We start from the raw sequence: 19,971 nt of genomic DNA, 5'->3' as shown, positions 1-19,971 counted from the left end.
TCAGAAGGGGCGGCGAAGCGCGGTCACGTACCCCACGCCCAGAATGAAGCGGACTCCGTCACCCGCGTTGCCGGTCACGTCGGCCAGCCCGGGGGTGATGACCAGCGGCTGCCTGCGGAACGGGGTGAACGAGGCGGCCACGTTCAGGTCCTGTCCCGTCCAGTCGGCGATGAACGACATGGGCTCGATGACCCGCACGCCCACGGAGCCGAAGACGTTGGTTTCCTTGCGGCGGTTGCTGATGGCATTTTCGCTGCGGAACCGCCCGTCGCCCACGCCCACCGAAATGAGCGCGGAGCTGAACGGCCGCGACGAGTCGCGCACGCGCCGCGTGATGTGGCTCACCACCCCGTAGTAGCTGCGCTCCGTGTCGGAATCTCCCCACAGCGCCGCGTTTTCCACCCCGACCGCGATGGAGGTTTCACGTGGAAGCGAGCGGTGCAGCTTCACGCTCAGGGCGCCCGTTTCCAGCGGGCCCGCGCCGCGGAGGGTGGAGTAGGTGGTGAGCGCGAACTCCGCCGCGATGATGTCGCGCGAGCCGAGCCCCGTCGCGATCGCCGCGCCGGCGTCCGAGTTCTGCGTGTACCGCGTGCGCGCCTGGTACGATACGCCGGCGTACACCTCGCCCGTTTCCAGCCCCGCCGCGGTGGGCGTGGTGATGCTGCCCGCCGGGCCGGGCCGCACCGCGTCGCGCACCGACAGCGAGCGCAGAACCAGCATCTCCCGGTTGCGCCGCGCCTGGCGCCGGTCGCCCCCGGTGCGCGCGGCCACGAGCGTGCCGCCCAGCCCCGGCGAGAGCGCCGAACCGGCCAGCGAACTCCCGTCGGGGAGGCAGACCCGCGTGGCCGGGGCCGCCGTCACCGGAGGCAGCGGCGGAACCACGCTCGGCGGCGGTGCGTCGACGGGCGGCGGCACGGGCGTGCCCAGCAGGCGCGGCTCGGGCCGCGGGCGGCGCCGCGGCAGCGGGGCGCACGGGTCGTACTCCTCTTCCGTCGCGGGGGGCGTGTCGCTCTGAATGCCGCGCACGTAGCGGATGCCGAACCGGGCCAGGTCGCACTCGGACGCAGCCCGGGCCGTGGGCGGAACGGCGGGCGGCGCATCCGGTCGCCCGGATGCAATGGCCAGCGCGAGAAGCGTGGAGGCGGCGATGCCCATGGGCGATGGCGCGAGGGGGGCGGAGCGGAGCGCGGGGACCGGTCCCGACGGAGAACTGTCGCAAACTACCGTAGCGAATCGACTTGGGCAATATGCCGGGTTTCTGCCCCTGCCACAAGGCTGATACGTTGGATGGTGGCAGATGGGCGAACGGATGGACAGGGCGCGGGCCGCGGCATACGTTGCGGCGGGTTCATGATTTCCTTTTCTCCGCCAGACCGATGCGCCGAATCTTCGTCCTTGTGATCCTGGCCCTGTTCGGGGCCGTGCCCGCCGCCGCCCAGACCGGCGCGGACGTTTCGGTGCGCCCGGGCGACCAGATCCGCCTCGCGGTGTGGCGGCAGCCGGACTTCTCGGGCGACTTTCCCGTCGCGCCGGACGGCACGATTCAGCATCCGCTGCTGTCGGAGGTGCGGGTCGCGGGGGCCACGCGGGCGCAGATCCGCGAGCAGATCCTGCGCACGCTGCAGCGGTACGAGCGCGAGCCGCAGTTCGTGTTCGACTTTCTGTACCGCGTGGGGGTGAGCGGCGAGGTGCGGCTTCCCAACCTGTACACCCTCACGCCGGAAACCACGATCGTGCAGGCGCTTGCGGCGGCTGGCGGCGCCAGCGACAACGCGCGGCTGGACCAGGCGGTGCTGCTGCGCGACGGGCGGGAAACGATCATCGACCTGCTGCGCCCCACCCCCGAGGTCGCCGCGATGAAGGTGCAGTCCGGCGACATCCTGCGCCTTCCGCGCCGCACCCAGCGCCTGCGCGAAACGGTGAGCTTCGGCTCCAGCATCATCGCCGCCCTGGGATCGGTCGCGGGCGCGATTCTGCTCCTGCAGCAGAACTAGGTTCGTTCGTCTGCTGTTTCTCGGAGCGGGGTTGGATTGGACGGGCTCCGCGCCGCATCCCGCCCCACATGCATCACTGACGTAACGCAGTTGAAGCCCCGATCGTGGACGCGACAGCGGCCGCGAGTCGGGGCTTGGCGCTTCTGGAGCGGCGGATTCATCCGCTCAACGGACTCGGGGCTTAGCGCTTCTGGAGCGCGGATTCATCCGCTCACGGATGTTCACGCCGGGCACTGGTGATCGACCGCGCTGCCCATCGTCGTCTTCTGTCTGGCCGCTGATCCTGCCCGGCCGGCTGCGACGAATCCGAAGCGTTCATCCTTATCGATCCACGAGTGCGACCTCATCAATTCGCGACTACGATGCGCATCAACAGAAAACGGCCCTCCCGGCGTGCGGGAGGGCCGTTTTCCGTCATCGAACCGGCGCGATCAGGAGCCGCGTTCCATCTCCGAAGCCACCTCACCCCCCAGCAGAATCACCAGCGAGGTGACGTACATCCACAGAAGCAGCACGATCACCGTCCCCAGCAGGCCGTACGTTTCCGTCTGCGAGCCGAAGTTGGTCACGTAGAAGCGGAACGCCAGCGACGCCAGCACGAACAGCACCGTCACGATCGCCGACGCCTTGAGCAGCGTCTTCTTGCACTTGCTCTGGTCCTTGAGCGGCAGCACGTAGTAGATGAGCCAGAACGTGGCCGTGATCAGCGCGAACGCCAGCGGAATCTGCGCGACCGCCCAGATGATGCGGCCGGCCTCGCCCAGCCCCAGCGCGTCCGCGATCTTGCCGCCGCCCAGCAGCACCGCGCTTCCGGTGATGAACAGCAGCGAGCACGCCACCAGCATCCCCACCGCCACCAGCTTCTTCTTGATGAACGAGCGCTCGGCGGGCACCGAGAACACCTGGTTGAGCGTGTCTTCCAGCGTGCTGAAGATGTTGCTGCCCGCCCACAGCGCCAGCAGCAGTCCGATGGAAATCGGGCCCGGCGCGTTCTTGTGCACGATGTCGTTCACGAACCCCATCACCAGCCCCGACGCCTCCGCCGGGAGCGAACTGGTGAGCCGCCCCGTGAGCCAGTCGCCCGTCTTCTGCCCGCCGATGACCCCCGTGAGCCCGAACAGCGCCATGATCAGCGGCGGCAGCGAGCCGAAGAAGAAGTAGGCCACCTTGGCGGCCTGGTTGCTCAGGTCGTCGGCGCTGAACTCCTTCATCACCCGCTTCCACAGCGGCGCGCCGGCGGGAAGGCGCTCCTGCTTCTTGCGGGCCCGGTCGATGTCCGCCTTCTTCAGCCCGTGGTAGTCCGACTCGCTCCACGTGCGCGCCGCCGGTCCGGGAAGCGGCGCGGGCTCGTCCGGGCTCCCCCCGTGTGGCATGGACGATGTGCCGCCGCGCGACCCACCCTGTGCCTGTCCGCCGCCGGAGTGACCGCCGGACGCGCCGCCGCTGGCGATGGGACGGCCCAGGGTGGCCGTCCCGGAATCCGCCGCCGCATGGCCGCCCAGCGCGCTGCGGATGCCGGACACCTCGCCGCGCGCCCACTCGCCGGTGTCGCGAAGCGAGGAGAGGGCCTGCTCCGGCGCCAGCTTGGTCTTCTTGGCGTCGCGCAGGCCCATCAGCGCCAGCACGCCGCCGCCGGCCAGCAGCACAAGCCCCACGATCAGTGCGCCCAGCGCGTAGCGGTCGCCCAGCAGGTCGCCGACCGAAACGACGAGCGCGGCCAGCAGCACCAGCCCGCCCAGCCCGGCCAGAATGGCGCCCAGGACGATCTTGACGGCGTCGGCCGCCATGGACGTCACGCTCTGCTTGACCTCCGTGCGCGCCAGCGCGATCTCCTGCCGCACCAGGGCCGAGGCGTCGTTGCTGAGCGCGCGGAACAGGTCGCCCAGCGAACGTGCGTCGTGGCCGTCGGGCGCACCCGGATCGGGAACGGGGGGGCGTGTGGGCGTGTCCATCATCTCTGTCGTTTTTTTGGTTCTGAACGCACGAATCCGAGCCGCGGGGCGGGGGCAACCATCGTGCCCGTTGCCTGTGCACCGACTTTGTAGCAGATTCGTGGTGATACCGTCCCCACCTCTCCGCGCCGGAGGGAGGATGAAAAGGGTTTCGCAGATGGCGGCCGGCGTCGTTCTGTTCCGCGACAGCGAGGACGGGCGGCGCTACCTTCTCATGCGTTCCGCGCTGACCAGGCGTCCCATCTGGGAGTTTCCCAAGGGCGGAGTGGAGTCCGGGGAAACCGACGAGCAGGCCGCGGTTCGCGAGCTGTGGGAAGAGGCGGGAATCGGGGAAACCCGCATTTCGCTCTTCGACGGCTTTCGCGAGGAGGAGCGGTACGTGTTCACCCAGGGCAAGGGCGAGTCGCGGACGCTGATCGTGAAGCGGGTGATCTACTTTCTCGCGAAGACGGACGAGGAGCGGGTCATCATTTCGCGGGAGGCCGAGGAATTTCGCTGGGCCACGTACGACGAAGCCATGCGGCTGCTTCGCTTTCCCGGCAAGCGGTTCGTGCTGGAGGCGGCGGAGGCGCTGCTGTGCGGCGATGGCCGGGGCCGCCCCGAGCGGCCCACCGGCTTCGCCCGGTCCGACGCGTCCCCCGCACCCGCGGAGAGCGCCCGGCCGGCCGTCCCCATTTCCGTTCCGGGCAGCTGAACGCCCGGTTCCGTGTTGCAATCGCCCCCGCCTGGCTCGTCCAGGCGGGGGCGATTTGTCTGTTGCTCCACGCGGCCGTGCGGCGGCCAACTCCGTAAACTGCCCTCACGCGGAGGCCGCGGGGGTGCGCGGAGGTCGCGGGGGGAACTGCGGGGCGAGCAGGTGGGAGGCCGCTGAGTGCTCCCAACTTCCTGCCACACCACAACCTGGCGCACCACGCCACAAAGGCGTCATCCTGAGGGAGCGTGCGCCGCCCTTTCCGTCACGCCGAACCCTTCGCGACCGAAGGATCTACTCTCCGCCGAGCCAACGTCGCGCAACGCACGATTACCAAGGTTCTCCCTGCGGCGCCCCGTGCCGCTGCCGCGCCCGTGCTGAGGTGCCGCGAGTGGTAGATCCTTCGGCCCGCAATCGGTGGCGTTCGGGACAGTCCGGCGCGCCTGGGCCTCAGGATGACGCCGTGGCGGCGGCGTTGCGGGTGCAGGAGATGCCTCAGTTCCCACGTCACTCCCCGCACTCCCCGCACTAACGCACCCAGCACTCACGCACTTCTCCTCCCTACATCGCGGGAATCCGCACCAGAAACACGCTCCCCGCGCCCGGCGTGCTTTGCACCGAAATCATCCCCCCGTGCTTCTCCGCCACCATCTGCGCAATGGCCAGCCCCAGCCCCGTGCCGCCGCTGCGGATGCGCGCCGCGTCCTCGCGGTAGAAGCGGTCGAACACGCGCGGCAGCGCTTCCGGCGAAATCCCCGCGCCCGTGTCAGCTACGGCCACCTCCACCCACGGCGCCGGCTGCTCCACTCCCTCCGCCGCCTCGCCCGCGGAGCGCCCGGCGGTAATGGTCACCGAACCGCTTTCCGTGAACTTGATGGCGTTGGACACCAGGTTCAGAAACAGCCGCCGCAGCGCGCCGCCGTCCCCGCGCACCCGCAGCCCGGGCGGCGCGTCCAGAATCACCTGCAGCGGACGGTCCGCCGCCAGCGCTTCGCCCACGTCGGCCACGTCGCGCAGCACGTCGGAAATGTCCACCGGCTGCACGTGCGCGTCGTCCGTCTGCTCGCCTCGCGCCAGTGTCAGCAGATCTTCGACCAGGTGCAGCATCTGCCGCGTCTCGTCCAGCACCTCGCCCAGCGTGTCGCGCAGTTCGTCGGCGTCGCGCGGGCGGGCCAGCGCCACCTCCGCCGTGCCGCGGATGGCCGTGAGCGGGGTGCGCAGTTCGTGGCTGGCATCCGCCGTAAAGCTGCGCAGCGCCTCCACCGCGCGCTGCAGCCGCTCCAGCATGCCGTTGTACGCCTGCGCCAGTTCGCGCAGCTCCGCCGGCCGCTCCGGCTCGTCCACGCGCCGCGCCAGGCCGCCGATCCCGATCTCCCGCGACGCTGTCACCAAGCGGTTCAGCGGCATCAGGATGCGGTCCGACGCCGTTCGTCCGACGAGGGTGGCCAGCAGCGTGGTGACGGGGATGAGGACGAGCGCGATCAGCGCGAACGAGCGCAGGGCGTGGTGCTCCACGTCGCCCGTGCGCGCCACGTAGATCTCCACCATGTCGCCCGTCACCAGCCGCGAGCGGCGGCGCAGCGTTTCTACCGAGCCCTCCGCCGGCGGCATGCGCGTTTCCTCCACCGCCACGCGGGGCACGCCGGGGGCCAGCAGGCGCTCCGCGGCGGCGGCGGTCTGCCGCAGCGACTGCGTCCCTGCCCGCGCCAGGGTGCGCTTGAGCAGCGCGTAGGTGGCGCCGGCAAAGAGCATCAGCGCCACCAGGAGGATGAGCGAGTACCCGGCGACGATCTCCCGCCGCAGCGACCAGCGTCGGCCCAGAATCACCCTTCGCTCTCTTCCGCCGGAGCCTTGATGGCGTAGCCGACCCCGCGCACCGTCTGGATCAGGCCGCGTTCGCGGTCGTCCAGCTTGGTGCGCAGGGAGTTGATGCAGACGTCCACGATGTTCGTCCCCGGATCGAAGCGGATTCCCCACACGTGCTCCATCATGGCCGCGCGGCTCAGGGGGCGCCCCGAGTTGCGCAGCAGGTACTCCAGCGTCGCGTATTCGCGCGGCGTCAGGTCCACCGGCTTGCCGCCGCGCCGCACCTCGCGCGTGGCGGGATCCATCTCCACGTCCCCCGCCCGCAGCGTGGCCGACGCGCCGGGGCTTCCCGCCCGCCGCAGCAGCGCGCGCAGGCGGGCGCTCAGCTCGCTGAACTCGAACGGCTTGGTGAGATAGTCGTCCGCGCCCGCGTCCAGCCCGGCCACCTTGTCCTCGGTCCGGTCGCGTGCCGTCAGCAGGAGCACGGGAATGCGCACTTCGCGCTCGCGCAGGTCTCGCACGAGTTCCACGCCGGTGCGGCCGGGGATCATCACGTCCACCACGGCCGCGTCAAAGCCCTGCGTGGTCGCTTTCTCGAACGCGGTGTCGCCGTCGCCCGCCACCTCGGCCACGTATCCCTCCTCGCGCAGCCCCTTCTGCAGAAAGCCGGCGATCCGCGGATTGTCTTCTACGATCAGAATGCGCATGCGTGCCCTGGATTAAGCGCGGTTAAGAGAGGGCTAATCATCCGTTAATCCCTGACAGGAACGGGGTTTCGGCGCATCGTGTACCCATTCGCGGCACCTGGGGCGGCCGTGCGGGGCGGGCCGCCCGATTCACCGAGGGACAGAGGATAACTGACGATGAACGGAACGGTACGCAAGCTCGCCATGCCCGCCGTGCTGGTCGCGGGGACGGCCGCGGCCATGACGGCGGCCGACATCGTGCGCGATCCGGTAACGGACCTGGACGCCCAGCAGTCGCAGCGCGTGGCCGTGGCGCCCCCCGCCGCGGTCGCGACCGCCGAAGGTCTTTCCGGCGTATTCCGCGCCGCCAGCCGCACGGCGCTCCCCGCCGTGGTGCACGTCCGCGTGAGCAGCGGCGCGCGCAACGTGTCCAACATCCCGCCCGAAATCCGCGGGACGCCGTTCGAGAACATGTTCCGGGGACAGGGCAGGGGACCGCAGGCGTCCAGCGGCTCCGGCTTCATCCTGAGCCCGGACGGATACATCCTTACCAACAACCACGTGGTGGCCGACGCCGACCGCGTCACCGTCATCCTGGGCGACAAGCGCGAGTTCGAGGCCCGCGTCATCGGGCGCGATCCCAACACCGACGTGGCAGTGGTCAAGATCGACGCCCGCAACCTCCCCGTGGCGCGCATGGGCGACGCCGAGCGGCTGGAGGTGGGCGACTGGGTGCTGGCGCTGGGCTACCCGCTGGACCTGGGGCAGACCACCACGGCCGGCATCGTGAGCGCCAAGGGCCGCAGCCTGGGCATCATGGGGCAGAACGGGGCCGAGGCGCCGCTGGAGCACTTCATCCAGACGGACGCGGCCATCAACCCCGGCAACAGCGGCGGGCCGCTGGTGGACCTGCAGGGCAGCGTGGTGGGGATCAACAGCGCCATCGCCTCGCCCACGGGCTTCTACTCGGGATACGGATTCGCGGTGCCCATCAACCTGGCGCGCCGCGTGGCCGACGACCTGATCAAGGACGGCCGCGTGCACCGGCCCATGATCGGCGTGGAGATCCGCGACGCCTCGCCGGCGGACGCCGAGGTGTTCGGGCTCCCCTCGCCGGACGGCGCGGTGGTGAGCACGGCGCCGCGCGGGGCCGCGCAGACCGCCGGGCTGCGGATGGGCGACGTGATCGTGGGGGTGGATGGAACGCCGGTTCGCGACGCGGGCGGGCTGATGGAAGCGGTGATGCGCAAGCGCCCGGGCGACCGCGTGGTGCTGGACGTGATCCGCTACGGCGACCGCCGCCGCGCCGAGGTGCGGCTGCAGGAGTTCCAGGCTGATCGCGCCGCGGCCGCGGTGGAGGAGGAGTCGGACGTGCGCGAGGTGTCGGACGCGGGCTCGCGGCTGGGCTTCCGGGCCATTCCGGTGACGCCGCAGATCGCGCAGGAGCTCAAGCTGCCCCGGGCCGAGGGGGTGGTGGTGGCCGAGGTGGATCCGTCCGGCGCGGCGGCGGGCGTGCTGGCCCGCGGAATGGTGATTCAGCGGGTGAACGGGCGCGAGATCGGCGACGCCGCCGGGCTGCGGTCCGCGGCTTCGGCGGTGCGCGCCGGGCAGGTGGTGTCGATGCAGGTTCGCTTTCCGGACGGCCGCGAAAGCATCGTCAACTTCCGCGCTCGCGACTGATCGCGGTGTGATGGGCAGGATCTGACGAACTACGGCAAAGGCCGCCGGCTTCTACAGATGGGCCTCACGCAGAGCCGCAGAGGCGCAGAGAAAGAAAGGGAGAACTGCCGTTTCACACGGAGGTCACGGAGGATGCACGGAGGGCACGGAGAAGGATACAGAGGGAGTTTGCATCATGGTCAGCGGATCGCTCCACGCTGTTCCCCCCCGTACCTCCGCCACCTCCGCGCTCCTCCGCGCTCCTCCGCGTGAGGGCAGTTTGCCGGATGTCCACGCGCGCCGGGGCAGGGAGCGCGGGATGAAGGAAAGGCCGCTTCGCGTGTGCGAGGCGGCCTTTTTCGTTGCGTGGAGACTTCGCTTATCGCGGGGTGACGCGGTAGCGGACCAGGGTGGGCACGTCCAGCGAATCCTGCTCCACCGCCCAGATCTGCGACCGGTCGGCGTAGTGCACCATGGTGCTCGTGGGGAGCCGCAGGTCCGCCAGCTTCGCCCCCGCCGAGTCCAGCACGGTCCACCCGATCGTGGGCTCGCCCGTTCTCTCGCGGCGCAGCCAGATCGTGCCATCGCGCCCCAGCACCATCGAACTGACCGGGGTGAGGTGGGACGGAATGTACAGCGTCTTGCGCACCTCGCGCCGCAGCGACGCCTCGGACGCCCGGCCCATGCCGTTGCTGCTGAGCGTGCTGCTCATTGCGTTCACCGTGCTGTCGGCGGCGCGAGACGCCAGCGGCACCGGCGTGTAGGGATACTGCCGGTTGATGAGCACGCGCCCCGCAAGATCAACCCGCCGAACCCCGAAAGCGGCGCGGTCCGCCGACTTCGCCGCCTCGCGCGTAACGATCACAACGAACGAACCATCATGCGCCACTTGCATGATGGGCGAGTCGGTGTAGGGCTGCGGCCCGTAGGTAACGCCGTTTGGGGTCGGCACGACCGAAAACAGGTTTCGCAGTTCCACGCTGTCGAGCACGCTCGCCGGTTCGCCCGCTTCGGTGAACCGCACCAGCCGGTCCGTCACCGTTCGCCCTACCAGCTGTTCCAGCGGTGCCTGCCAGTATCCCAGCACGGAACCGTCGGCGAGCGCGTAGCCGGGAATGTTGGGCCGGTCGCGCGTGATCGGCTCCTCGCTGGTGAACGAGACTGAGCGCACATACCTGAGATCCGGGCCAAAGAAGCTGATGCGCCGGTTTCCCGGGTCCTGCACCCACAGCGTGTCTGCCCGCCACCCCAGTTCCCCAAGCTGATCAAACTCTCCCGGACCTTCACCTTCGCGACCAACCTCCCGCAGAAAGCGTCCCTGTCGGTCATAGGACCGGATGATGGATTCCTGCGGCTGCGTCGCGTACACCACCCCGTCCGCTCCGACGGTCACATCGCCCACCACGGTCAGGGCGCCCGGACCGTCGTCCTCGCCCGCGACCGCGTCGCGCGTGACGGCCCAGCCCGCGGCCGTCCCCTCCCGCGCAGGACGGTCGCAGGCCGCAAGCAGGCACATTGCCATCATCGAAACCGAAAGAAATATCCGCATCCACCTGGCGCTGGGCTGAAGGAAAAGCTGGTCAGATCCGCAGGGTCGACGATTCGGTGCGCAGGCGCTTGGCCGTCTCGGAGGAATACGTGCGCGAGACCACCGCACGGTCACAGGGCCGCCGTACCTGAACGAACTTGCGGGTGTGCGCAGCGTCGCCCTTCAAACGGTTGGCGGCGAGTTGCGCATAGAAGCGGTACGCGTCGGGCTTGCCAACCACGGCCGATCCGTCCGCCATGGGATCGGGCGGGCAGGTTCCTTCCGGGTTGCAATGCCCGCCCCCCGAAGTGCAGATCTCACCCCCGGCCCCGGGCGAGTCGATGCACGACACGATCGGGTTCTCCACCGGATTCCTGGGGTCCTGGGTACTGATGCACGATTCACACGCCACCGCCTTGGAGGCGGGGAGGCCGAGGAAGGCCGTGAGGAGAAGCGCGGAGAGAAGCAGAATCTTCTTCATCGTTCCGTTCCGTTGTCGAGAGTTCAGAAGCAAATGTCAGGACAGCCAGGCGCCAGGTGCAGCGGACATCTCTATACGATCAGTGCCGTGGAGGGACAGCACCTCTGCTTTACGCCATGCGATGAGCTGATGCGGGAGCTGGTTAGATCCGAACCGTCCACGACTCGGTGCGAAGGCGCTTGGCTAACCGCCGCGCGTCGCAGGACCGCCGTACCTGGAGAAACTCGCGCTCGTCAGAGGTCTGAGGCGGTGTTGGGGCCTACCCAGCGCCACGTGTAGCGGACCAGTTCTATACGATCAGTGCGGCGCGCGAACAGCAGCACCCTGGATTCTGGATTGGCGGCCACCACGGCCATGGGAACGGCGACTTGGGTGACCCGCGTGAGCCTGCCCCGCCGGTCGTACAGGGCGATCAGGCGGTTGTCGCTGCGCAGGTCCGAAAAGCTGCGCACGTATCCGGAATCGATGGAAAAGATGGGGAGCGAGATCCAGAACGCGCCGTCGCGGCCGCGGGCCTTGGGGAACGCCGGCGCCGCGAACTGGGCGTCGCCGTCCGGCCCGCTCTGGCCCGCGGAGATGAGCCTGCCCCGGTGCGGCGCGCCGATTTCCGACGCGGTGACGTCGGGCCCCGCCGCGGTCAGCAGGACGGCGGTGCGCCGGTCGCGGCCGTGCGGATGGATGCGCGACACGGGGCTGATCCGCCCGCCGTCCGGGCTCCACCGCACGATGGTGAAGTCGCCAGCGGTGTCGCGGCCGCCCAGAAACCATCCGCTCTCCGTCCGCGTCGCCGACTCCACCCGCCAGGGCAGGTCCAGCGCGTGCTCCGCCACCACCTTTCCCGCCCACGACAGAACCAGCAGGCTGCGCCGTTCCGCGTCGACGACCTCCAGCAGCGAGTCCGACGCCGCGAACCCCACGGCCAGCGGCGACAGGGGAATACCGGCTGGAAAAACGCTCACGCCGCTTCCGCCGTCCACGAGCAGGTGCTGCTGGTTGCCTGACCAGACCACGACACGGCCGTCCCGCGACAGCGCCGCGCCCTTGACCTCGAACGAGTCGGGAAGCATGGTGCTTGCGACTTCCTGCAGCTCAAACGCTGCGGGCGGGGCGTCCTGCTCTCCGGAGCCGCACCCCCATGCCGTCCCCGCCGCCAGCGCGAGGACGATGAACAAGCGTGATCTTGCCACAGTACCGTCTGGGGTGAGAAGCGGGTGCAAGCGGATTGATTGTCTGTTTATATGACGTGAAACGTATATCTGGAATTATCCGGACAGGGTAATGCGCGGCGACAGGCGCGCTGCTACACCGCGACCTCCCGCACCCTCCCGCGGCCTCGGCGTGAGGCTGTCGCGAGGCGATCCGTCCGCGCTCAGTCCCGGGAATCCCGACGGGGCGCCTGATCCATCGACGCGACAAGGGGCCGCCTCGCGACGTGCGAAGCGGCCCCCTGTCATCCGTGATCCTGTATCCGTCATGCCTGCCGTGTCACGCCGGGAGGGCGGGGTCGCGAAGGAGCTTCCGATCCTGTCCCCCTGTTCCATCACGAACCCCCGCCACTCCCTGCGTGAACCGGTCTGCGTCTTCTACTTGATGCGGGCGATCATCCACCGGCTGCCCGGCGCCGACGACGTGGCGGAGAGCGTTCCGCCCGCAGAGGGACCGCGCAGCGAGACGAAGAAGCTGCCGCCGGCCACCTGCGTGAAGTTCTCGATCTCGCCGCTGCCGGCGCGCACGCTGGCGGCGGCCTTCCAGCCGTAGTACGAGTCCGAGCCGCTGGCCGAGTAGTACACCGGGTTGTTGAGCGCCGGGTTGCTGGTGCGGTCGTCCGCGGCCTGCGTCAGCGTCCAGGTGAGCACCGCCGCCGCCGGATCCCACGAGGCGCCCAGCCGGCCGCGCATCCGCTCCACCAGTCCGTTGCAGGCGCCGCCCTCGCCGTCGTCGCCGTACCAGCCCTCCACCGCGCCGCGCGAAACCTCGGCCAGCGCCGCGTCCGCGCTCATCCCCGACGCCACCAGGCGCATCTGCAGGTCGCGCAGCAGGCTGGCCGCGTCGTAGTAGCCCCAGGGCACCCGGCCGCGCGCGTCCGCCGGCTCCAGCGCGTACACCACCGAGGGGCGGCGCGAATCCAGGTAGTCCGTCCAGCGCCAGTTGGCGGCCACGCCCACGTCCATGTAGCGGCGCAGCAGATCCATTCCCATCAGGTCCGCGCCGCCTTCCAGCGACCAGGCCGCCGACACCGGGGCCGCGTGGCCGCCGTTGGCCGCCGAGCGGACCCAACGCACCTGCCAGGCATGCGTCAGCTCGTGGGCCAGCACCTTCACGCGGTAGCTGACGTGGTCGTACATCTCGTAGCCGTCGCCCTTGCCGGCGCGCAGGTTGGTGTTGAGCCACACCATGCTGCGCGTGCCGGAGGCGTCTTCCTGCGTCCACGTGGCCGCCGCGCCGTTGGCCGCCGGCCAGGCCGCCGCCAGCACCAGCAGCTGCCCGCTTCCCGTGCTGGTCACCGGCACGTCGCCGCCAAAGGCGCTGCGCAGCACCGCTTCGCCGTCGCTCGCCAGGAACTGCAGGGCCTTTTCGCTCTGGTCCAGCACCCCGCCCGCGCCGTCGGCGTCGCTTTCCAGCACCGCCAGCACAAACCGGCCGGCCACCGCCACCACCTTCGCCGGAACGGTCGAGGTCCCCACCATCGGCCGGACCTGAAAGCGCTCGCCCTGGCGCCAGGGCGTGGCGCGGGCGTACGGCTCGCCCTCGGCGATGGCGGACGAGACGCCGCGGCGCAGGTCGCCTTCCGGGGCCAGCTCGCCGTCCGTGGCGGAGGCCGAGCGGGCGGCGCGGGAGGCGGCCGGGCCGCGGCTCTGGTCGGACACGGTGTACTGCGGCTCCGAGAACCCGCCGGTGCCCGTCCGGTCGCGCGCACCGTCCAGCGCGCGGGCGTCGTACCCGGCCAGCGCGTATTCGCCGTCGGCCTTGGTCAGCGCAAAGCAGCGCGCCTCGGCCTCGCTCAGCATCCGCGTTTCGCCCGGCTGCAGCGCGAAGCTGGCGGCGGCGGCGCATCCGGCCGAAACGGACTCGGACGCGGTCACGGAACCGGCTCCGGAACCGCCGCCGCTGCATGCGGCGACCAGGGCCAGGATGGGCAGAGTGGCGATCGGCGAGTAGTTGCGCATGGGTCGGGCTCCGTCGGGGGACGCCACGCATGATGCGCGGCTGGACGGCCTCCCCTAAGGCGAGCTCCGTTCCCGGCGTGCCGTGTCTCGTATCTACATGCAGTTGATGGGTTTAGCGGAATCTGCCGGGCGGGGTGCCAGGCCCGGTTCTGTACGGATTTCGTACACGCGAGCCGTCATCGGAGGAGATATTCGCACGATGGCGGGGGTTCTCGGCTGTTTGTACGAAATTCGTACACGGCACCCGCCCGTTCGCGATCCGAACACCAATCAGGCAGCGGGGATGGATGACGAAGAGGCCCGTCCTCCGGGGTGGCGAACGGGTCTCGTGATTGGCGGTGCGGATGCACCGCAGGCGGGTCTGGATCGCCGGCGTCATCTCCGCGGGTCACCCCTGCGCGGATGCATGCAGGCGCGAACGCGACGTCGGCCGGTGAGCGGCGGTGCGCTACGGGTCCGGAGCTTCGTCCGGCGCGGGGCTGCACATCTGGAGGCGATTGCCGAACGGGTCGTACAAGGAGCAGAACGTCACGTAGCCGGGATAGACGACGGGGTCGTCGCAGCGCACGCCGCGGGCGCGCAGCAGGGCGCATGCGGCGTGGCAGTCGCCGGTGCTCAGGACGATGGTGGTGCCGGTCGATGGCTCCCATCCCGCTTCGGCGCTTGTGACGGCGAGATTGCCGCCCGCGCCGCCGGTGGCGAATTCGATCCACCCCGCGTCCGGCAGATCGTACGCAGGCGCGCCCAGGCCGAGCACGTCGCGGTAGAACTCGCGCGCGGCATCCAGGTCCGGCACCGCGATGGACACGACGTTGATTCCCCCGAAGATCGGCATCCGTCCTCTCCTGCGAGGATGTTGAGAGATTCGGTCGCGCCGGAGCCCGGAACCGACGAAGCATCTGCTCTTCCCGCGAGAACGGGCGTGCGTGTCGCTACGTTGGCTCGGCGGAGAGTAGATCCTTCGGTCGCGCATGGCCTTGGCGCGGTGGAGAGGGCGGCTCCCGCTTCCTCAGGATGACATGGCTGGGCGTGGTAACTGGCTTCCCCGCAACAGCATGTCATCCCGGAGCCGACCAAGGATCTGCTCTTGGTGCGCTCTGAGCAAATGAGCTACAGATCCACCGCGCCCTGTTCAACCGGACACTGCGGAGCCGGCAGAATGCAGAAGGGGCGCCCGCGTGGACGCCCCGTTCCGTTCTCTCTGTGCCTCTGCGGCTCTGTGTGAGACCTGTTCCTACAGCTCGTGGCCGGCGCGCTCGGAAGCGGACTGCTGGGCGATGCGGCCCAGGTTCTCCGCCTGGCGCTTGACGGCGTAGCGCGCCATGCACTCCACGATCACAGCGCGGGCGGAGGCCTCGTCCTCCCATCCCATGGGATGTACGCGGCCGCCTTCCAGGTCCTTGTACACGCTGAAGAAGTGCTCCACCTCGCGCAGAAAGTGCGGCGCCACGTCCGTAAGCGCCGCGTACCCGTCGTACAGCGGGTCGCGCGCGGGGACGCAGAGCACCTTCTCGTCCATCTCGTCCTTGTCGGTCATCCGGAAGATGCCGATGGGACGCACCTCGATGATGCACCCGGGAAAGGTGGGCACCGTCGTCATGACGATGGCGTCGAGCGGGTCGTCGTCCTGCGCGTACGTCTGCGGAAAAAAGCCGTAGTCGCCGGGATAGTGCACCGAGCTGTACAGCAGCCGGTCCAGCTTGAACATCCCGGTGTTCTTGTCCAGCTCATATTTGTTGCGGCTGCCGCGGGGAATCTCCACCACCACGTGCATGCGGTCGGGCGCGTCGGGGCCGGGCTCCAGCTCGTGCCAGGGATGGAACATCTATCCTCCGTCAAAAACGATCAGGTCAGGGTCGGGCCCGGCGGAACGGTGCTTCGCCGGGCCGCAAAGATACCATCCGCGCGCCCGCGTTGACACCCCCGCGCACCCCGTCTACCTTGGCGGCCGATCCGTTCATCCCCATCCGAGACCGCGAAAAGCCGTGCTGCTGGGAGCCCACGTCAGTACCGCGGGAGGGTGCCGCAACGCCCCCGCCCGCGCCGCCGCCATCGGCGCCACCGCCATCCAGGTGTTCACCAAGCAGCCCAACCGCTGGGCCGAGGTGGAGGTGGTGGACGACGAGTGCTCGTCGTTCCGCGCCGGCGTGGGCGAGCACGGCGTGGTGTTCGCCAACGCCCACGACTCGTACCTCATCAACCTGGCCACGGCGGACCCCGTCCTTCGCGACCGCAGCTACGCCGCCTTCGTGGGCGAACTGCGCCGCGCGGAGCGGCTGGGGCTGCACGCGCTGGTCACGCACCCCGGCAACGCCACGGACGGCGACCTGCCGCGCGGCCTGGCGCAGAACGCGGAACTGATCGAGCGCGCGCTGGAGGAAGCCGGCGGATCCGTCACCGTGCTGCTGGAAACGACCGCCGGGTCCGGCAAGGTGATCGGCTCGCGCTTCGAGGAGCTGGCGGAGATGATTGCCCGCGTGCGCCCGGAGATCCGCGGGCGCGTCGCCGTCTGCGTGGACACCTGCCACATCTTTGCCGCGGGATACGACCTTCGCGGCGACTACGACGGGGTGATCAACCACCTGGGCGACACGGTGGGACTCGACCGCATCCACCTCTTTCATCTGAACGATTCCGCCACGCCGTTCGCCAGCCGCAAGGACCGCCACGCGGGGATCGGCGAGGGCTCGCTGGGCGAGGCGCCGTTCCGCCGGCTGATGACGGACGCGCGCTTCGTGCACGTGCCCAAGGTTCTGGAAACGCCCAAGGGCGACGACCCCAAGGACATGGTTTCGATGGACCTCGCCAACCTGGCCCGGCTGCGCTCGTACTGCGCGGACGGGGAACCGGCCACCTGAGAATGGTGTAGCCGGTAGTCCATGAATCGACCGTCTGGCTCCTTCTCGCGTGCGCGCCGTCTTTCGGCGCTGCTGGGAGTGCTGCTGCACCTGCTGGGTGCCGCCGCGCTTCCCTCGCTGCATGCGTGGAGCCTGGGCGCCGCCGTGGAGCGGTCCGCCCGCGATACGGCGCCGGGCGAGCGGAAGGACCAGAACGCTCCGCCGCACGACGACCAGCACTGCGTACTCTGCCACGCGTTCGGTTCCGCCGCCATGGCGGCGGACGGCCCGGAGATTCCTGTCTCCGAAGCCGGCGAACGCGTGGAACTCACTCCCGCGCCCACGTTCCCCGCGCCGCGGCTGGCCCGCGACGCACGCGCGCGCGCCCCGCCCGTCCTCTCCTGATCCAACGCCGCCCTCGCGCGGCATTCGCAATCCGCACCGGCCGGACGGCTCCCGCACGGGAGGCCGGCCCGCGTGCGCACGCAACCGGATTCAGGAGTCTCCATCCATGTCGCACCGATTCGGGCGCGGCGCCCTGCTGGCGCTGTCCGCTCTGCTCGTTCTGTCCGGCGCCGCCCACGCGGCCGCCGATCCCGAGGTCGCGCCGCCCATCACGGGCGTGGTGCGCGACACCGCCGGGACGCCGCTCGCCAACGCGCGCGTCATCATCAACGAAGTCAACCGCACCGCCATCACGGGGAGCGATGGCACCTTCACCATCCGCGCGCTGCGGGCGGGGACGTATCACCTGGATGCCACGCTGCTGGGCTACGCGCCGGGGCACGCCGTGGTCACCGTTCCGGAGAGCGGGCCGGACGTGCGCGTCGTCATCACCATGCGTTCGACGGTGCTGTCGCTGGAAGGGATCAACGTCACCGCGTCCGCGCGGAGTGCCGATCCGCTGAACATCACGCAGTCCACGGTGGAACTGTCCGGCAAGGCGCTGGACCGCAGCGTGGGGACCAGCGTGGCGCAGACGCTGTCCACGCAGCCGGGACTGAGCGTGCGCTACGGCGGGCCGGCGGCCTCCACCCCGGTGATCCGCGGGCTGGCGGGCGAGCGCGTGCTCGTGGTGCAGAACGGGCAGCGGACGGGCGACCTGTCCTCCACCTCGGCGGACCACGCGCTCTCCATCGATCCGCTGGCCGCGAGCCGCATCGAGGTGGTGCGCGGCCCCGCGTCGCTGCTGTACGGCAACAACGCGCTGGGCGGCGTGGTGAACGTGATCGCCTCCGACATCCCCACGACGATCCCCGGCCGCACCTCCGGCTTTCTGGCGCTGCAGGGCGAGTCGGTGAACCCGGGCGCGGCGCTCACGGGTGAACTGACGGCGCCGGTGAGCTCCACGCTGGCCGTCACAGCGCGCGCTGGCGGGCGCAACGTGGACGATACGCGCGTCGGCGGCGGGGGCGTGCTGGACAACACCTTCTACCGCAACCTGTACGGCACGGCGGGGCTGGGATACGTGACGGAGCGCGTGCAGGGCGGCGTGTCGCTGGGCGGATACACCTTCAAGTACGGCCTGCCCTCGCTGCCCGGCGCGGAAGAGTCCGGCGTGAGCATCGACGGCGACCGCTTTGAGGGAACGGGACGGCTGGACGTGGCGATGGGCCGCAGCGGCTTCACCAACCTGCGCGTGGACGGCAGCGCGCAGCGGTACGGGCATGACGAGATCGAGTCCGGCGGCGAGATCGGCACGCGGTTCCGGCTGGACACGCAGACGGGAAGCGTCACCGCGCGGACCGCGTTCGGACGGCTGACGGGCGCGCTTGGTGTGTCCGGGCTGCGCAAGGACTACTCGCCCGAGGGGGAAGAGGCGCTCACTCCGGCGGCCAGCAGCCTGAACGGCGGCGCGTTCCTGTACCAGGAGCTGGCGCTTTCCGGATCGCGCACGGGGCCGTCGCTGCAGGCGGGCGCGCGCTTCGACGCGTACAGCGTGCGCCCGGACGAGACGGACGACGCGCGCTTTGCCGGCGCGCGCGACCGCGACTTCAACAACTTCAGCGGCTCGCTGGGGCTGAACGTGCCGCTGAACGACCACCTGTCGGCCAGCGTGAGCGTGGCGCGCAGCTTCCGGGCACCCACGGTGGAGGAACTGTACTCCAACGCCTTTCACGCCGCGGTCGGCACGTACGACATCGGCAACCCGGAACTCGCGCTGGAAACCAACCGCGGCGCCGAGGCGGTGGTGCGCGCGCAGTCGGAACGGGTGAACGCGCAGTTCTCCACCTTCTACAACCGCATCGACAACTACATCACCGCCGACATCGCGGGCGATACGACGATCGTGGGCGAGGAGGACGACGAGGTCACCGTTCCGCTCAACATCTTCCGCCAGGCGGACGCGCAGCTTCGCGGCGTGGAGGGGCAGATCGAGGTGGTGGCGCTGCCGCACGTGGTCGTGGGGGTGATGGGCGACATGGTGCGCGGCGACTTCGTGGATGGCGGCGCGCTGCCGTTCATGCCGGCGGCGCGGGTGGGTGGCTCGGTGCGGTGGGATGACGGGAAGTACTCGGTGAGCCTGGACGGGCGCCACGCGTTTGAGCAGGACCGCACGGACCTGGTGGAGTTCCGCACGGACGCGTACACGCTGCTGAACCTGAGCACGGGCGTGAGCCTGCGGCAGGGGTCGCGCATTCACAGCATCGTGCTGCGCGCAGACAACCTGCTGGACGAGGCGTACCGCGAGCCCACGAGCCGCCTGCTGGTGCCGTCGCCGGGGCGCAACCTGTCGCTGGTCTACCGCGTGCTGTTCTAGGCGGGATCGGCGTAATCAGGCCGATTGTGATCATCGGATGATCGTTCTCAGATGATCGTTCTCATCAGATGATGATCCCCAGATGTTGGCTGGCCGGAACTGACGGATGGGCGGATGGACAACACGGGGCGGGGAAGCGGATGCGCTTCTTCGCCCCGCTGTCCGTTGTCCGTGAGCGAGGCTCGGGTGCGATGGGCGGAGTTCGCGGGCGGCCCCCACCCGGGCCGGCACCACCGGCCCACCCTCCCCCAAAAAAGACTGGGGGAGGGTCACTAGTGTCCGGCTAACTGTCAGATGAGGATGCCATAAATTGTTTTAGCACAGTGGGTTGCGTCGTAAATCTGGACGCGCCGATTTGAAAGTGGTGCCGGACCCCGTCTATCCTGTCGAGAACCGCCAACGACAGGAG

The 19,971-nt window shown here is 69.8% G+C and carries 16 protein-coding genes; 6 read left to right on the top strand and 10 right to left on the bottom strand.

Features of this window, described 5'->3' with window-relative positions:
• Nucleotides 1-1,155, bottom strand: a complete 1,155-nt coding sequence (locus HNQ61_RS00080) for a hypothetical protein (RefSeq protein ID WP_170039281.1) — start codon at nt 1,153-1,155, stop codon at nt 1-3.
• A 221-nt stretch (nt 1,156-1,376) separates the two neighbouring features.
• Here HNQ61_RS00080 and HNQ61_RS00075 point away from each other — a divergent pair, with 221 nt between their 5' ends.
• Nucleotides 1,377-1,994, top strand: a complete 618-nt coding sequence (locus HNQ61_RS00075) for a polysaccharide biosynthesis/export family protein (protein WP_170039280.1) — start codon at nt 1,377-1,379, stop codon at nt 1,992-1,994.
• A gap of 431 nt (nt 1,995-2,425) precedes the next feature.
• Here HNQ61_RS00075 and HNQ61_RS00070 read toward each other — a convergent pair whose 3' ends face one another.
• Nucleotides 2,426-3,946, bottom strand: a complete 1,521-nt coding sequence (locus HNQ61_RS00070; RefSeq protein ID WP_170039279.1) for a YhjD/YihY/BrkB family envelope integrity protein — start codon at nt 3,944-3,946, stop codon at nt 2,426-2,428.
• Between the two features lie 139 nt (nt 3,947-4,085).
• On the opposite strand from HNQ61_RS00070, the gene HNQ61_RS00065 reads away from it, so the two are divergent.
• Nucleotides 4,086-4,640, top strand: a complete 555-nt coding sequence (locus HNQ61_RS00065; RefSeq protein WP_170039278.1) for a bis(5'-nucleosyl)-tetraphosphatase — start codon at nt 4,086-4,088, stop codon at nt 4,638-4,640.
• Between the two features lie 558 nt (nt 4,641-5,198).
• On the opposite strand, the gene HNQ61_RS00060 is transcribed toward HNQ61_RS00065, so the two are convergent.
• Complete coding sequence (locus HNQ61_RS00060) at nt 5,199-6,464, bottom strand: ATP-binding protein (RefSeq protein WP_170039277.1); 1,266 nt, start codon at nt 6,462-6,464, stop codon at nt 5,199-5,201.
• Nucleotides 6,461-7,150, bottom strand: coding sequence for a response regulator transcription factor (locus tag HNQ61_RS00055; protein WP_170039276.1), 690 nt, complete (start codon nt 7,148-7,150; stop codon nt 6,461-6,463). The genes HNQ61_RS00060 and HNQ61_RS00055 overlap by 4 nt, the downstream gene beginning before the upstream one ends.
• 156 nt (nt 7,151-7,306) lie before the next feature.
• Between HNQ61_RS00055 and HNQ61_RS00050 the strand changes: the two genes are divergently transcribed.
• The gene (locus HNQ61_RS00050; RefSeq protein ID WP_170039275.1) at nt 7,307-8,809 is read left to right on the top strand and encodes a trypsin-like peptidase domain-containing protein; all 1,503 of its coding nucleotides are present in this window, start codon (nt 7,307-7,309) and stop codon (nt 8,807-8,809) included.
• 358 nt (nt 8,810-9,167) lie between these two features.
• Here HNQ61_RS00050 and HNQ61_RS00045 read toward each other — a convergent pair whose 3' ends face one another.
• The 6 genes from HNQ61_RS00045 to HNQ61_RS00020 all read right to left on the bottom strand — a co-directional run bounded on the left by HNQ61_RS00045 (nt 9,168) and on the right by HNQ61_RS00020 (nt 15,789).
• The gene (locus HNQ61_RS00045; RefSeq protein ID WP_183685487.1) at nt 9,168-10,304 is read right to left on the bottom strand and encodes an NHL repeat-containing protein; all 1,137 of its coding nucleotides are present in this window, start codon (nt 10,302-10,304) and stop codon (nt 9,168-9,170) included.
• Between the two features lie 64 nt (nt 10,305-10,368).
• A complete protein-coding gene (locus tag HNQ61_RS00040; RefSeq protein WP_170039273.1) occupies nt 10,369-10,797 on the bottom strand; it encodes a hypothetical protein in 429 nt (142 codons plus the stop codon).
• A 233-nt stretch (nt 10,798-11,030) separates the two neighbouring features.
• Nucleotides 11,031-11,969: a hypothetical protein gene (locus HNQ61_RS00035; RefSeq protein WP_170039272.1), complete on the bottom strand. Its 939-nt coding sequence runs from the start codon at nt 11,967-11,969 to the stop codon at nt 11,031-11,033.
• A 411-nt stretch (nt 11,970-12,380) separates the two neighbouring features.
• Complete coding sequence (locus HNQ61_RS00030) at nt 12,381-13,964, bottom strand: hypothetical protein (RefSeq protein WP_170039270.1); 1,584 nt, start codon at nt 13,962-13,964, stop codon at nt 12,381-12,383.
• Between the two features lie 448 nt (nt 13,965-14,412).
• Nucleotides 14,413-14,799: a VOC family protein gene (locus HNQ61_RS00025; protein ID WP_170039268.1), complete on the bottom strand. Its 387-nt coding sequence runs from the start codon at nt 14,797-14,799 to the stop codon at nt 14,413-14,415.
• Between the two features lie 399 nt (nt 14,800-15,198).
• Nucleotides 15,199-15,789 (bottom strand): inorganic diphosphatase, encoded by a 591-nt coding sequence (locus tag HNQ61_RS00020; RefSeq protein WP_170039266.1) that lies wholly within the window; start codon nt 15,787-15,789, stop codon nt 15,199-15,201.
• 160 nt (nt 15,790-15,949) lie between these two features.
• On the opposite strand from HNQ61_RS00020, the gene HNQ61_RS00015 reads away from it, so the two are divergent.
• From HNQ61_RS00015 to HNQ61_RS00005, 3 genes are all read left to right on the top strand, one after another.
• Nucleotides 15,950-16,822 carry a deoxyribonuclease IV gene (locus tag HNQ61_RS00015; RefSeq protein ID WP_170039264.1) on the top strand — a complete coding sequence of 291 codons (873 nt, stop codon included), beginning with the start codon at nt 15,950-15,952 and terminating at the stop codon, nt 16,820-16,822.
• Between the two features lie 21 nt (nt 16,823-16,843).
• Nucleotides 16,844-17,206, top strand: a complete 363-nt coding sequence (locus HNQ61_RS00010) for a DUF2946 family protein (protein ID WP_170039262.1) — start codon at nt 16,844-16,846, stop codon at nt 17,204-17,206.
• Between the two features lie 106 nt (nt 17,207-17,312).
• A complete protein-coding gene (locus tag HNQ61_RS00005; protein ID WP_170039261.1) occupies nt 17,313-19,562 on the top strand; it encodes a TonB-dependent receptor in 2,250 nt (749 codons plus the stop codon).
• Nucleotides 19,563-19,971: the final 409 nt, after the last annotated feature.

It is taken from the genome of Longimicrobium terrae (assembly GCF_014202995.1).
In the GTDB taxonomy this organism is placed as follows: Bacteria; Gemmatimonadota; Gemmatimonadetes; order Longimicrobiales; family Longimicrobiaceae; genus Longimicrobium; species Longimicrobium terrae.
The sequence above is the reverse complement of the archived record's forward strand: the minus strand, read 5'-3'. Positions and strand labels throughout refer to the sequence as shown.